The following is a 14,333-nucleotide window of genomic DNA, read 5'->3' on the forward strand; positions in this document are numbered from 1 at the left end:
AGGCCCGAAGGGAATATTTTAGTCCCAGCTTAAAACCACCTTACCCGACTTACCCGAACGCATCGCATCAAACCCTTGCTGGAACTCATCAATAGAGAAACGATGAGTGATTATCGGGGTTAAATCCAAGCCAGATTGAATTAGTGCTGCCATTTTGTACCAGGTTTCAAACATTTCACGGCCATATATCCCTTTGATAAACAGCCCTTTGAAGATCACCTGATTCCAGTCGATAGACATATCAGAGGGAGGTATCCCCAGCATTGCGATACGCCCACCATGATTCATTGAGTTAAGTAATGAACGGAACGCCGGTGGCGCACCTGACATTTCCAGACCGACATCAAACCCTTCAGTCATGCCCAGTTCAGCCATCACATCCGTCAGATTCTCTTTACTAACGTTAACGGCACGGGTTACACCCATTTTACGCGCCAGATCCAGGCGATATTCATTCACATCAGTGATAACAACATGGCGAGCGCCAACATGCTTACACACGGCTGCAGCCATGATACCAATCGGGCCAGCACCGGAAACCAGCACATCTTCACCCACTAAATCAAAGGATAACGCGGTATGCACCGCATTACCGAAGGGGTCAAAAATAGCGGCTAGCTCATCAGAAATATTGTCTGGAATTTTGAACGCATTGAAGGCAGGAATGACCAAATACTCAGCAAAAGAACCAGGGCGGTTAACCCCAACCCCCACGGTATTACGGCACAAATGAGTACGACCACCACGGCAATTACGGCAATGACCGCAGGTAATATGACCCTCGCCAGACACCCGATCACCAATATTAAAGCCTTTCACTTCCTGACCAATGGCGACAACTTCACCAACATATTCGTGGCCAACCACCATTGGGACGGGGATCGTTTTTTGCGACCATTCATCCCAATTATAAATATGCACATCGGTACCACAGATAGCGGTTTTGCGAATTTTGATCATGATATCGTTGTGCCCCAGCTCTGGTGGCGGCACATCGGTCATCCAGATACCTTCTTCGGCCTTCAGTTTAGACAATGCTTTCATGAACATTCCTTACGCAATAACGTTAAGTTGTTTGCCGATACGCACAAAGGCTTCAATAGCCCGCTCGACTTGCTCTGTCGTATGATCCGCCGACATTTGGGTACGGATCCGCGCCTGGCCTTTCGGTACCACCGGATAGAAGAAGCCGGTAACGTAAATACCCTCTTTCAGCAAGGCATTGGCAAATTTTTGCGCAAGTGCCGCATCACCGAGCATGACAGGAATGATGGCATGATCAGCGCCAGCCAATGTGAATCCGGCGGCACTCATTTTCTCGCGGAATAAACGCGCATTCGACCATAAGCGATCACGCAGTTCAGCGCCGTCTTCCAATAGCGATAACACTTCAATAGAAGCCGCTACTATTGCTGGAGCCAATGAATTTGAGAACAAGTAAGGCCGTGAACGCTGGCGCAACCACTCAACCACTTCTTTGCGGCCAGCGGTATAACCGCCTGACGCCCCACCCAGTGCTTTACCCAAAGTACCGGTGATAATATCAACGCGATCCATTACTTCGCAGTATTCATGAGTGCCACGACCATTAGCCCCCACAAAACCCACAGCATGGGAGTCATCGACCATCACTAATGCCTGATACTCATCCGCCAAATCACAAACACCTTTCAGGTTGGCAATGACACCATCCATGGAGAACACACCGTCAGTGGCAATCATAATATGACGCGCACCATCTGCTTTGGCTTGTTTGAGTTGGACTTCCAGTTCGCTCATATCGTTATTGGCATAACGGTAGCGCTTGGCTTTACATAACCGTACACCATCAATGATTGAAGCATGATTCAGCGCATCAGAAATAATGGCATCTTCTGGCCCCAGCAGGGTTTCAAACAAACCGCCGTTAGCATCAAAACAAGAAGAGTAAAGAATGGCATCTTCCATACCGAGGAAACTGGCTAGCTTCTGCTCTAACTCTTTATGTGTGTCTTGGGTACCACAAATAAAACGAACCGACGCCATACCAAAACCATGAGTATCCATGCCTTGCTTAGCGGCTGCGATCAACCTTGGGTGGTTGGCCAGGCCCAAATAGTTATTGGCGCAGAAATTAATAACACGGCTTCCATCAGCTACAGCAATGTCTGCTTGCTGGGCGGTGGTGATAATTCGCTCGTTTTTATACAACCCTTCAGCACGGGTAGTTATGAGTTGTTGTTCTAATTGCTGATAAAAAGGGTGTCGATTAAATGGCTGGGACATTCAGTTATCTCCAAGATGGGCAATTTCACAGTACATTTTACTGATTAGTGAGTGAACTGACGAGGAACCTTGTCTTATATTATAAAAAATGCAGTACATATCACGGTGAACAATCCTAAAGCGCATAGAAACCGTGAGATTAAGCCCCTTGCGGCTGTGCGCTATCCTATGAAATGTTATGATAACGCCAACTAGAGTGTGGGGCATTGTGCCCGACCAAGAAGATTAGCAAGGGTGAACCTGATGATTATCGTCACTGGCGGCGCCGGTTTCATTGGCAGCAATATCGTTAAGGCACTGAATAATATCGGTTATAAAGATATTCTGGTTGTTGATAACCTGAAAGACGGCACTAAATTCGTCAATTTGGTTGATCTGGATATCGCTGATTACATGGATAAAGAAGATTTTGTCGCCAGTATCGTTGCCGGTGATGACATGGGTGATATTGATGCTATTTTCCATGAGGGTGCCTGTTCTTCCACCACCGAGTGGGATGGCAAGTACATGATGGATAACAACTATCAATACTCTAAAGATATCCTGCACTTCTGTCTGGATCGCGGCATTCCGTTTTTATATGCCTCTTCTGCTGCCACTTACGGTGGGCGTACCGATAATTTCATCGAAGATCGTCAGTACGAACAACCACTTAACGTTTATGGTTATTCCAAATTCTTGTTTGATCAGTATGTGCGCGAGATTCTGCCGCAAGCTGATTCGCAAATTTGTGGTTTCCGTTATTTCAACGTTTATGGCCCACGCGAAGGGCACAAAGGCAGCATGGCAAGCGTTGCCTTCCACCTGAATAACCAGATCAATGCGGGTGAGAATCCTAAACTCTTCTCCGGCAGTGAAAACTTCAAACGCGATTTCATCTATGTGGGTGATGTGGCTGACGTTAACCTGTGGTTCTGGCAAAACAATGTCTCCGGCATTTTCAACTGTGGTACCGGTCGCGCAGAATCTTTCCAGGCTGTTGCCGATGCGGTAGTAGACTTCCACCACAGTGGACCTGTGGAATACATTGAATTCCCTGAAAAACTGAAAGGTCGTTATCAGGCATACACCCAAGCTGACCTCACCAAGTTGCGTGCTGCGGGTTACGACAAGCCGTTCAAAACCGTCGCTGAAGGCGTCAACGAATACCTGGCCTGGCTCAATCGCTCAGTCTAAATTACTTGCTGCAAGGAATTGATAAACGGTATGAAAATACTGGTCATCGGCCCTTCTTGGGTTGGCGATATGATGATGTCGCAAAGTCTTTACCGTACCCTGAAGGCCGAATATCCGGCAGCAGATATTGATGTGATGGCACCTGCGTGGTGCCGTCCGCTTTTGGCCAGAATGCCAGAAGTGCGTCATGCAATCCCCATGCCCTTAGGCCATGGGGCTTTTGCTTTTGATGAACGTCGTCGCTTGGGTTTAGCCTTACGTGAAACCGGCTATGACCGTGCCTATGTGCTGCCAAACTCATTTAAATCCGCCCTGATACCTTATTTTTCAGGGATTAAGCAACGCATTGGCTGGCGTGGCGAAATGCGCTACTTCTTGCTCAATGATATGCGTATCTTGGATAAACAAGCCTTCCCTATGATGGTTCAGCGCTATGTCGCACTGGCCTATGATAAAGAAAAAATCCATTCAGCCGACGATTTACCGCAACCTTTGCTATGGCCGCAATTGCAGGTTCGGGATGAAGAAATTGCCGAGATTACTGCGTCATTCAATTTGACTGATAACCGGCCAATCGTGGGTTTCTGCCCAGGCGCTGAGTTTGGTCCGGCAAAACGCTGGCCACATTATCACTATGCTACGCTGGCCCAGAAACTGATTGATACTGGCTATCAGGTCGTCTTATTAGGTTCAGCTAAAGATAATGAAGCCGGTGAAGAGATCCGCCAGACTTTGGGCGAAAATTCCCGCGAATTCTGCCTCAATCTGGCGGGGCAAACCTCGCTGGAACAAGCGGTGGTATTGATTGCAGCCTGTAGTGCGGTAGTCAGTAATGACTCCGGTTTAATGCATGTTGCTGCTGCATTAAATAAGCCATTAGTGGCCTTATATGGCCCAAGCAGCCCGGATTTCACCCCACCACTGTCCGATAAAGCTACGGTCATTCGCCTCATTACCGGCTATCACAAAGTGCGCAAAGGCGATAGCGCGCAAGGCTATCATCAGAGTTTGATTGATATCCAGCCAGAACAAGTGATGGCGGCCCTTGAGAAACAATTATCGGCTCGCCAAAGCACTGTCAGTGAGGCCGATTAATGCATGTATTGATCGTTAAAACCTCTTCTATGGGCGACGTTTTACACACGTTGCCCGCACTGACCGATGCGATGAATGCTATGCCAGAGATTCGCTTTGATTGGGTGGTAGAGGAAGGGTTCAGCCAAATACCCAGTTGGCACCCGGCGGTGGATCGAGTGATTCCGGTTGCCATCCGCCGTTGGCGTAAGAATTGGTTTGGTAGTGATACCCGGCAGGAACGCTGTGATTTTAAACGTGTTGTGCAGCAGCGCCGTTATGATGTGGTGATTGATGCTCAGGGGCTAATTAAAAGTGCCGCACTGATTACCCGTATCGCCAAAGGGGTTAGACATGGCCCAGATTGCAAAAGTGCCCGCGAACCCTTTGCCAGTTGGTTTTATAACTGCCGTCATGAGATTGATACTAAACAACATGCTGTTGAGCGCATACGCCAACTGTTTGCCAAAAGCCTTGGCTATGACAAACCTGACAGCTATGGCGATTATGCTATCGCGCAGCGCTTTTTAAGCCAGTTACCCAGCGATGCTGGCCAGTATTTGGTTTTTCTGCACGCAACAACCAGAGACAGCAAGCACTGGCCTGAAAGCCATTGGCTGCAATTGATCGAGCTGGTTGCACCCACCGGTTTAAAAATCAAGTTACCATGGGGGGCGGAACATGAGTATCAACGCGCGTTACGATTAGCGGAGCATTTTCCGCATGTTGAGGTCTTGCCTAAACTCAGCCTCCAGCAGGTGGCAGAGGTTCTGGCGGGTGCAAAAGCCGTCGTTTCCGTTGATACCGGCCTCAGCCACCTGACCGCAGCGTTGGATCGCCCCAATATTACCCTGTTCGGTCCAACTGACCCTGGGTTAATTGGTGGCTACGGGAAAAACCAGATTGCGGTGATTTCCGAACAAAAAAGCATGGATACTATTACGGCTGAAACTATTATGGCGCGATTGGAAGCACTGATTTCATAAGCGACTATTGTTTGTTTTCCGTGATTTATTCATGCCAGGAATTCTATCTGCCAGTATTTATCATGTAATAACAAGCGACTCTGGTAATTATCAGATTCGCTTGTTATGGGTTGTCTGATTATCTTTCTAACCTATTATCCAACAAGAGATGGCGGCTAATACATAGCTTCAATTAACATCAACACCTGACTGTTAAGAATTTCTAATTAATTATTTAAATAATTAATAACGCGACTCGCTGATATCCTCCGAATAACGGCTCACCAATTTATCGGTCACACCATTAATTACTAAATATCATTCCATCAAAGTAGAGGCTTCAATAAATAGCGATATACCGCCAAAAATAGGCATATTTCCAGATAAAAATATCACCAAATAATAACTTACTGGTATCTATGGCTATACATTTAAGCGCAACAAGAAATAATGATAATCACTCTCATCTTTAAGCACGCAAAATCAATTTTATCGCTGCCCAATTACTGAAATTTGTTAAAAATTATATTCTTTTTTATGAATAGTCTGGCCCTACTCCGGCTATCAGGCTGGCCCAGTTGAAAAGAGCCTTTCTTGCTCAAATATGGTATTATTCTTAATAATCCATATTAATGAAATTGATAGAATGTTGCTGCGTTTATATCAGGTACTGCTCTACCTTATTCAACCTTTGATTTGGCTGCGGTTGCTGTTACGTAGCCGTAAAGCCCCCGCTTATCGCAAGCGTTGGGGGGAACGCTATGGTTTTTGTGCCGGTAAAGTTGTCGCTGGCGGTATCATGCTGCATTCAGTTTCAGTCGGTGAAACACTGGCCGCGATCCCTTTAGTCAGGGCATTACGTCACCGCTACCCATCACTGCCCATTACCGTGACCACCATGACACCTACCGGTTCTGAGCGTGTCCAATCTGCGTTTGGTAAAGATGTTCACCACGTTTATCTGCCTTACGACCTCCCCGGCTCGGTGAACCGTTTTCTTGATCAGGTCAATCCTAAGCTGGTCATTATCATGGAAACAGAACTGTGGCCGAATCTTATCAATGCGCTGCATCGTCGCAAGATCCCACTGGTGATTGCCAATGCACGTCTTTCTGCCCGTTCTGCCGCTGGCTATAAGAAAATCGGTAGTTTTATCCGTAATATGCTGCAACGCATCACACTGATTGCTGCACAAAATCAAGAAGATGGCGACCGTTTCATCGAACTGGGCCTAAGACGTTCTCAGTTGACGGTAACGGGCAGCCTGAAATTTGATATTTCCGTCACCCCTGAATTAGCAGCCAGAGCCGTAACATTACGCCGCCAATGGGCACCGCATCGCCCGGTGTGGATTGCAACCAGTACTCATGACGGCGAAGAAGCCATTTTGCTGGAGGCTCACAGCCAATTGCTGCAACACTTCCCGACATTATTGTTGATTTTGGTACCTCGTCATCCCGAACGTTTCCCGAAAGCGGTTGAACTGACACAGAAAGCAGGGCTGAGTTATACCTTACGTAGCAAAGGTGAAATCCCTTCTGGCAGTACACAGGTTGTGATTGGCGATACCATGGGTGAACTGATGCTGCTATATGGTATTGCCGATCTGGCCTTTGTCGGTGGAAGCCTGGTTGAACGTGGTGGTCATAATCCATTGGAAGCCGCGGCCCATGCCATTCCGGTGTTGATGGGGCCACATACATTTAACTTTAAAGACATCTGTGCCAAGCTGGAACAGGCTGAAGGGTTGATAACCGTAACAGATACCCTATCGCTGGTAAAAGAAATCACCGTGCTGCTAACAGATGAAGATTGCCGCCTCTATTATGGTCGCCATGCAGTTGATGTGTTGCATGAAAACCAAGGTGCACTACAGCGGCTATTACACTTGCTGGAGCCTTATCTGCCGCAACGGAGCCACTAAATGAGTGCAAGAAAACGCCTGTCAGTGGTGATGATTGCCAAGAATGAAGCCTCATTGCTGGCGGATTGCCTGGCATCAGTGAGCTGGGCTGATGAAATAGTGGTATTGGATTCAGGCAGTGAAGATGAAACCATCGCGCTGGCTCAGCAATATGGCGCTAAAGTCTACTGTAACGAGCAATGGCCGGGTTATGGTAAACAGCGGCAATTAGCTCAACAGTATGCCAGTGGTGATTATATTCTGATGCTGGATGCCGATGAACGAGTAACCCCTGAGCTTAAAGCAGCTATTGAAGCGGTACTTATCGCACCGGAGGAAGGCGCAGTTTATAGCTGTGCACGGCGGAACCTGTTTTTAGGCCGTTTTATGCGCCACAGTGGCTGGTATCCAGATCGAGTAACTCGGTTATATCCGCATCATCAGTTCCAATATAACGATAATTTGGTGCATGAATCGCTCAATAGCGGCTCAGCAAAAGTTATCCCGTTGAGCGGTGATTTATTGCATCTAACTTGCCGTGATTTCTTTGCTTTTCAACGTAAACAACTGAGTTATGCAAAGGCGTGGGCCACTCAGCGCCATCAGCAAGGTAAGAGTTGCAGCTACTTCTCTATTCTCAGCCATACTCTTGGGGCTTTCTGTAAAACATGGTTATTACGTGCAGGTTTCCTCGATGGTAAACAAGGGCTATTGCTGGCAGTCGTAAACGCGCAATATACCTTTAATAAATATGCGGCTCTGTGGGCATTGAGCCACCAATATCAGAAAAGCGAGAACTCATGACCACCAAAGCCATCTATCCGGGGACATTTGATCCCATAACCAATGGGCATTTGGACTTAGTGACACGTGCCGCTGCCATGTTCAGCCATGTCATCCTGGCTATTGCCGACAGTTCCAGCAAAAAACCGATGTTTACACTGGCAGAACGCGTGGCATTGGCCAAAGAAGTGACCGCACCTTTGAAGAATGTAGAGGTTTTAGGATTCAGTGAACTGATGGCTGAGTTCGCCAGAAAACATGATGCTAATATTTTGGTACGAGGCTTACGCTCAGTATCAGACTTTGAGTATGAATGGCAACTGGCCAATATGAACCGTCACCTGATGCCAAAACTGGAAAGTGTGTTCCTGATGCCATCAGAAAAATGGTCGTTTATCTCTTCCTCATTGGTGAAGGAAGTGGCGCGCCATGGGGGAGATATCACGCCGTTCCTTCCGGTACCGGTCACCAAAGCGCTAATGAGTAAACTGGCCTGACTCTTTATTTACGCGATACCCTATATAGCCAAAGTTAATTGGCGTTACCGGTAGGTGGTAAGCGAACATAGCTCACAACCCAGCGGCTTCAAATACGAAGGGTATACGATTAATGCTGGCAGTGGCGGCAAAAAAACGTGCTGCGCTGCCCATGTTTCGCAATTTCAATCAGATGCCCACAACGGCGACATGACTCGCCTGCCCGCCCGTACACCTGCAACTCCTGCGCAAAGTAACCAGGCTTACCGTCTGACTGTAGAAAGTCGCGCAATGTAGTGCCCCCCTGCTCAATGGAATGCAGCAACACGGCTTTTATTGTGGCCACTAGCAGTACAATTTCAGCGTTGGTTAATGAACCGGCGGCACGGTCAGGCAAAAGACCCGCGGCAAACAAGGATTCACTGGCGTAAATATTGCCAACACCAACTACCACTTTATTATCCATCAGCCACTGTTTAATCACGGTGCGCTTATTACGTGATTTATCAAACAGATATTGGGCAGAAAATTCGTCGCTCAGTGGTTCTGGCCCTAAATGTGCTAATACATTGCTGGTTTCAAGGTCTTTTGCCCACAACCAGGCACCAAAGCGCCGTGGGTCGGTATAACGCAATATTTTGCCATTACTGATCACCAAATCGACATGGTCGTGTTTTTCAGCTTCAGTTTCTTCAGATAATATCCGTAAGCTACCTGACATTCCCAGATGGACGATAATCCAGCCAGTTGGCAGTTCTATTAGTAAATACTTGGCCCTACGCTGAACACTGAGCACCGGCTGATCACTCAAAGCCAGAATTTCATCGGATACCGGCCAACGCAAACGGGCATTTCTAACCACCGCGTAAAGAATAGTTTGGCCGACAAGATAAGGTTCGATCCCGCGTCGGCTGGTCTCAACTTCTGGTAATTCAGGCATGTAACCTCCCTAAACGTATCTCACTGAACTTTATATAATAAAAAACCCGGCCGAAGCCGGGTTTTCATAATCCACCAAAATTAAAATTATTTAATTTTAGCTTCTTTATAGATCACGTGTTGACGGACAACTGGATCGAATTTCTTCAATTCCAATTTTTCCGGCTTAGTACGCTTGTTCTTCGTAGTGGTATAGAAGTGACCAGTACCAGCAGAAGAAACCAGCTTGATCTTCTCGCGAACACCTTTAGCCATGATTCAGTTCCTTAATACTTCTCACCGCGGGCACGAATTTCGGCCAAGACCGTTTCGATACCCTTCTTATCAATAACACGCATACCTTTAGCAGATACACGCAGAGTTACAAAGCGCTTCTCGCCCTCAACCCAAAAACGGTGAGAGTGAAGGTTCGGCAGAAAACGGCGTTTGGTCGCGTTCATTGCGTGGGAACGGTTGTTACCGCTCACCGGGCGCTTGCCAGTAACTTGGCAGACTCGGGACATGTCTATTCTCCAAAAATCAAATCAGCTCGAGCTTCGTATAGGATTTGGCCGCCTCGTCAGGCTTTAGAGCCCATCTCAGCAAATTCACTGAGAAGACTCACTGTCATCAGGTCAGAAACCCCTGCCACCAGGCTATAAACCTGCTGAGATAGGCTCTTCACGCCAAACCCAAGATTCTCAAAGGTGGCGTAGTATACGCTCTGAAGCGTAAGTGCTCAAGTCCCGAACAGCTAAAGATCCTGAAAGGATCAATTATTATTGCTCTAAAGCCATCCCCGTTCAGCAAATGAGACACATTCACCCCGGCCAACCACTAAATGATCGAGCACACGAATATCTAATAATGAGCAGGCTTTTATCACCTGCGTAGTAATCAAACGGTCGGCTTGGCTCGGTTCAGCCTTACCCGAGGGGTGATTATGCGCCAGAATCAGCGCGGCGGCATTAACCTTCAGCGCTTCACGCACAATTTCTCTCGGATGGACCTCAACGCTGCTAATGGTACCAGTAAACATCTCCTCATGGCGAATAACACGATGCTGGTTATCCAAAAACATGACTAAAAAAATCTCTCGTTCGCGGTGGGAAAGAATATTTTGTAGAAACTTTTGGGTAATTTCGGGATTTTGCAGAACACTTTCCCGCATCAGGTGGGATGAAAAACAACGGCAGGCCAGTTCTGCAATAGCTTGAATTTGGCTGTATTTAGATGCACCAATCCCTTTTTGAGCACATAACGTCTGATAATCCGCCGACATCAGCCCATGAAGTGAGCCAAACTCTTCAATCAGATATTCAGCCATCTGCATTACGTGTACTCCCGGAATACCGGTACGCAGAAAAATAGCGAGTAACTCGGCATCGGTCAGCATGGCTGCACCGTATTTCAGTAATTTCTCCCTTGGGGCTATCTGCCCATACCATTCATCCATCCTTTGGCTCCTGTAATCCCAGAACAGCACATGCAGCATGACAGAAGGCTTTCTGCCTGGCGAACTCATGATTAAGTGCATGCGAAACGCTTCGCAAATTTGATGATTGATGACATCAAGCGACAGCCCGATAGCTAATCTACTCAGTGGTTATGCTAAAATATTGCCTCTTACAGCTTTCATTCGGACAATCATGATGACGGGACTTTCCGGCAAACATATTGTGCTCGGGATTAGCGGAGGTATTGCCGCGTATAAATCTCCTGAGCTGGTACGCCGCTTGCGCGACAGGGGCGCAGAAGTGCGTGTGGTGATGACGACCGCCGCCAAAGCGTTCATTACGCCGCTCACGTTGCAGGCAGTCTCGGGCTATCCCGTCTCAGATGATTTACTCGATCCGGCGGCAGAAGCCGCCATGGGCCATATTGAGTTAGGTAAATGGGCTGATCTGGTCATCATGGCTCCGGCTACGGCTGATTTGCTGGCCCGGGTTGCTGCGGGGATGGCAAATGACCTACTGACCACGGTTTGCCTGGCCACAGCAGCCCCTATTGCGGCTGTTCCGGCCATGAATCAACAGATGTACCGTGCTACGGCCACCCAAGCGAACTTGCAGACTCTCGCTAATCGCGGAATGTTGCTGTGGGGGCCGGACAGCGGCAGCCAGGCTTGTGGTGATGTGGGGCCGGGAAGAATGCTGGACCCGCTGGAAATCGTCGCACTGGCAGACAGTCATTTTTCTGCAAAACAAGACCTGCAACATTTGAGTGTCATGATTACCGCAGGGCCAACGCGTGAAGCACTTGATCCGGTGCGCTTTATCAGTAATCAAAGTTCGGGCAAGATGGGCTTCGCAATTGCTCAGGCCGCCGCCGCGAGAGGCGCTAAAGTCACGCTGATTGCAGGCCCGGTGAATCTCTCCACGCCGACGGGTGTTAATCGCATTGATGTTGTCAGTGCTCTTGAGATGCAGCAGGTCGTGCAGAACACCGTAGCCCAGCAGAATATTTTTATTTCTTGTGCTGCGGTAGCAGATTACCGTGCAGAGCAAGTTTCTGATGAGAAAATAAAAAAACAGGGTGATGAAATCACCCTTAAGTTGGTGAAAAACCCGGATATTGTTGCTGGCGTGGCTTCGATGGCTAAAAATCGACCATTTGTGGTTGGATTTGCTGCCGAAACCCAGAATGTGGAAGAATACGCGCGACAAAAACTAGTGCGAAAGAAGCTGGATCTGATTTGCGCTAATGATGTATCGCTCGCAGAGCATGGTTTTAACAGTGATACCAATGCCTTGCACCTTTTTTGGCTGGCTGGAGAGAAACGTTTACCGCTCAGCGATAAACACCTCCTCAGTCAGCGTTTAATAGACGAGATTGTCAGCCGTTATGATGAAAAAAATCGACATTAAAATTCTGGACCCACGTGTTGGCAATGAATTTCCTTTACCAACCTATGCTACAGAAGGTTCTGCCGGGCTGGATTTACGTGCCTGTCTGGACGAGGCAGTTGATTTACTGCCGGGGCAAACCACATTGTTACCTACCGGCTTAGCCATACACATCGGTGATAGTGCTTTAGCCGCCGTCATTCTGCCGCGCTCCGGTTTGGGGCATAAGCATGGCGTGGTATTAGGTAATCTGGTGGGGCTGATTGATTCCGATTATCAAGGGCAATTGATAGTGTCAGTCTGGAACCGTGGTCAACAGGCTTTTACCATCGAACCCGGTGAACGCATCGCTCAGATGGTATTTGTTCCCGTAGTACAAGCAGAATTCAATTTGGTTGAGGATTTTGACCAAAGTGAACGTGGTACCGGTGGTTTTGGTCATTCTGGGCGCCAATAACCTACCCTAGACCTCAATATCGTAAAAAAGCTATCACATAAGCCGCCGGGGCTTGGTACCCAGTGCGGCCGATATTTGGGTTTTTGTTATTAAGTCATTTTTAGCAAGGGTCTACTCGGACATGGCAGAAAAACAGAATACGAAAAGGAACAGGCGCGAGGAAATTTTGCAGGCTTTAGCGCAGATGCTGGAATCCAGTGATGGTAGCCAACGCATTACTACCGCTAAACTTGCCGCCAATGTGGGGGTTTCTGAAGCAGCGCTTTATCGACATTTCCCCAGTAAAACGCGGATGTTCGATAGCCTGATCGAGTTTATTGAAGATAGTCTGATGTCCCGCATTAATTTGATTCTGCAAGATGAAAAAGAGACGTTTAATCGCCTCCGGCTAATCCTGCTACTGGTATTAGGGTTTGCAGAACGCAACCCCGGCCTGACCCGAATCATGACCGGGCATGCACTGATGTTTGAACAAGATCGTCTGCAAGGGCGGATTAATCAACTATTTGAACGTATTGAAGTGCAATTGCGTCAAGTTTTGCGCGAGAAAAAACTGCGTGATGGGCAAGGTTTTATACATGATGAAGCGCTATTGGCGACTCAACTACTGGCATTTTGTGAAGGGATGCTTTCGCGCTTTGTCCGTTCAGAATTCCGCTACCGGCCAACACAAGAGTTTGACGCCCGCTGGCCACTGATTGTGGCGCAGTTGCAATAAGCTCAGTCGCGGCAGTCACAAAACCTATAAAAAAAGGGCCTGATGGCCCTTTTTGCTGGCTTAGCAATAGAGTGGCTAGATACCGTATTCCTTGCGATATTCACGCACCGCGGCCAGATGATCAGCCATTTCTGGTTTTTCTTCCAGATAACTTATCACATCACTCAACGTCACAATCGCAATCACTTTGCAGTGATAATCACGTTCAACTTCCTGAATCGCTGAAATCTCACCACGGCCACGTTCCTGACGGTCCAATGAAATCATTACGCCAGCCAGGGTCGCGCCCTGTGCATTGATAATCTCCATTGATTCACGAATAGCAGTACCAGCGGTTATTACATCATCCACCAGCATGACTCGGCCTTGTAACGGGCTACCTACCAGACTGCCGCCTTCCCCGTGATTTTTCGCTTCTTTACGGTTAAAACAGTAAGGCACATCGCGTTCATGATGCTCTGCCAATGCAACAGCCGTCGTCGTCGCAATTGGGATACCTTTGTATGCTGGCCCGAACAACAGATCGAACTCCACACCACAATCTACTAAGGCAGCGGCATAAAAACGCCCGAGTTTTGCCAGATCCAGCCCGGTATTAAACAATCCGGCATTAAAGAAATAGGGGCTAATCCGCCCAGACTTCAGGGTAAATTCGCCAAACTTCAACACCTGCTTGTTAAGCGCAAACTCGATAAAATCGCGCTGATAGGCTTTCATGGGTACTTCTCCTCTCCAGATTGTGACTGTTCTTG

At 47.8% G+C, this 14,333-nt stretch carries 16 protein-coding genes; 9 read left to right on the forward strand and 7 right to left on the reverse strand.

The annotated features are described in order from the left end of the window. Nucleotides 1–18: 18 nt before the first annotated feature. Together tdh and kbl are read right to left on the reverse strand one after the other, a co-directional pair. Complete coding sequence (gene tdh, locus ACWJJO_RS22190) at nt 19–1,044, reverse strand: L-threonine 3-dehydrogenase (protein WP_083161728.1); 1,026 nt, start codon at nt 1,042–1,044, stop codon at nt 19–21. A gap of 9 nt (nt 1,045–1,053) precedes the next feature. Continuing rightward, nucleotides 1,054–2,265, reverse strand: a complete 1,212-nt coding sequence (gene kbl, locus ACWJJO_RS22195) for a glycine C-acetyltransferase (RefSeq protein ID WP_083161726.1) — start codon at nt 2,263–2,265, stop codon at nt 1,054–1,056. A 243-nt stretch (nt 2,266–2,508) separates the two neighbouring features. Here kbl and rfaD point away from each other — a divergent pair, with 243 nt between their 5' ends. From rfaD to coaD, 6 genes are all read left to right on the forward strand, one after another. After that, on the forward strand, nt 2,509–3,441 hold the full coding sequence (gene rfaD / locus ACWJJO_RS22200) for an ADP-glyceromanno-heptose 6-epimerase (protein WP_083161724.1): 933 nt from the start codon (nt 2,509–2,511) through the stop codon (nt 3,439–3,441). A 30-nt stretch (nt 3,442–3,471) separates the two neighbouring features. After that, nucleotides 3,472–4,536, forward strand: coding sequence for an ADP-heptose--LPS heptosyltransferase RfaF (rfaF, locus tag ACWJJO_RS22205; RefSeq protein WP_083161722.1), 1,065 nt, complete (start codon nt 3,472–3,474; stop codon nt 4,534–4,536). After that, nucleotides 4,536–5,501, forward strand: coding sequence for a lipopolysaccharide heptosyltransferase RfaC (gene rfaC, locus ACWJJO_RS22210; RefSeq protein WP_083161720.1), 966 nt, complete (start codon nt 4,536–4,538; stop codon nt 5,499–5,501). The genes rfaF and rfaC overlap by 1 nt, the downstream gene beginning before the upstream one ends. A 625-nt stretch (nt 5,502–6,126) precedes the next feature. Beyond that, nucleotides 6,127–7,404: a lipid IV(A) 3-deoxy-D-manno-octulosonic acid transferase gene (waaA, locus tag ACWJJO_RS22215; protein ID WP_442821389.1), complete on the forward strand. Its 1,278-nt coding sequence runs from the start codon at nt 6,127–6,129 to the stop codon at nt 7,402–7,404. Further along, nucleotides 7,405–8,187: a glycosyltransferase family 2 protein gene (locus ACWJJO_RS22220; protein ID WP_372560142.1), complete on the forward strand. Its 783-nt coding sequence runs from the start codon at nt 7,405–7,407 to the stop codon at nt 8,185–8,187. After that, nucleotides 8,184–8,663, forward strand: coding sequence for a pantetheine-phosphate adenylyltransferase (gene coaD, locus ACWJJO_RS22225; RefSeq protein WP_083161716.1), 480 nt, complete (start codon nt 8,184–8,186; stop codon nt 8,661–8,663). The genes ACWJJO_RS22220 and coaD overlap by 4 nt, the downstream gene beginning before the upstream one ends. Before the next feature lie 109 nt (nt 8,664–8,772). Here the strand turns inward: coaD and mutM are convergent, their stop codons facing one another. From mutM to radC, 4 genes are all read right to left on the reverse strand, one after another. After that, nucleotides 8,773–9,582, reverse strand: coding sequence for a bifunctional DNA-formamidopyrimidine glycosylase/DNA-(apurinic or apyrimidinic site) lyase (gene mutM, locus ACWJJO_RS22230; RefSeq protein WP_083161714.1), 810 nt, complete (start codon nt 9,580–9,582; stop codon nt 8,773–8,775). Between the two features lie 86 nt (nt 9,583–9,668). Further along, nucleotides 9,669–9,836: a 50S ribosomal protein L33 gene (gene rpmG, locus ACWJJO_RS22235; RefSeq protein WP_004392084.1), complete on the reverse strand. Its 168-nt coding sequence runs from the start codon at nt 9,834–9,836 to the stop codon at nt 9,669–9,671. 11 nt (nt 9,837–9,847) lie between these two features. Continuing rightward, the gene (gene rpmB / locus ACWJJO_RS22240) at nt 9,848–10,084 is read right to left on the reverse strand and encodes a 50S ribosomal protein L28 (RefSeq protein WP_005164747.1); all 237 of its coding nucleotides are present in this window, start codon (nt 10,082–10,084) and stop codon (nt 9,848–9,850) included. A gap of 263 nt (nt 10,085–10,347) precedes the next feature. Next, nucleotides 10,348–11,016, reverse strand: coding sequence for a RadC family protein (radC, locus tag ACWJJO_RS22245; RefSeq protein WP_083161712.1), 669 nt, complete (start codon nt 11,014–11,016; stop codon nt 10,348–10,350). A 193-nt stretch (nt 11,017–11,209) separates the two neighbouring features. On the opposite strand from radC, the gene coaBC reads away from it, so the two are divergent. The 3 genes from coaBC (at nt 11,210) to slmA (ending at nt 13,581) form a co-directional block, all read left to right on the forward strand. Then, nucleotides 11,210–12,427: a bifunctional phosphopantothenoylcysteine decarboxylase/phosphopantothenate--cysteine ligase CoaBC gene (gene coaBC, locus ACWJJO_RS22250; RefSeq protein ID WP_193784756.1), complete on the forward strand. Its 1,218-nt coding sequence runs from the start codon at nt 11,210–11,212 to the stop codon at nt 12,425–12,427. Next, nucleotides 12,405–12,863 carry a dUTP diphosphatase gene (dut, locus tag ACWJJO_RS22255; RefSeq protein WP_481091527.1) on the forward strand — a complete coding sequence of 153 codons (459 nt, stop codon included), beginning with the start codon at nt 12,405–12,407 and terminating at the stop codon, nt 12,861–12,863. The genes coaBC and dut overlap by 23 nt, the downstream gene beginning before the upstream one ends. A 121-nt stretch (nt 12,864–12,984) precedes the next feature. Beyond that, nucleotides 12,985–13,581 carry a nucleoid occlusion factor SlmA gene (gene slmA / locus ACWJJO_RS22260; protein ID WP_005191076.1) on the forward strand — a complete coding sequence of 199 codons (597 nt, stop codon included), beginning with the start codon at nt 12,985–12,987 and terminating at the stop codon, nt 13,579–13,581. A gap of 75 nt (nt 13,582–13,656) precedes the next feature. Here slmA and pyrE read toward each other — a convergent pair whose 3' ends face one another. Beyond that, the gene (gene pyrE / locus ACWJJO_RS22265) at nt 13,657–14,298 is read right to left on the reverse strand and encodes an orotate phosphoribosyltransferase (protein ID WP_083161707.1); all 642 of its coding nucleotides are present in this window, start codon (nt 14,296–14,298) and stop codon (nt 13,657–13,659) included. Nucleotides 14,299–14,333 lie beyond the last annotated feature (35 nt).

Source organism: Yersinia antarctica (assembly GCF_056636475.1).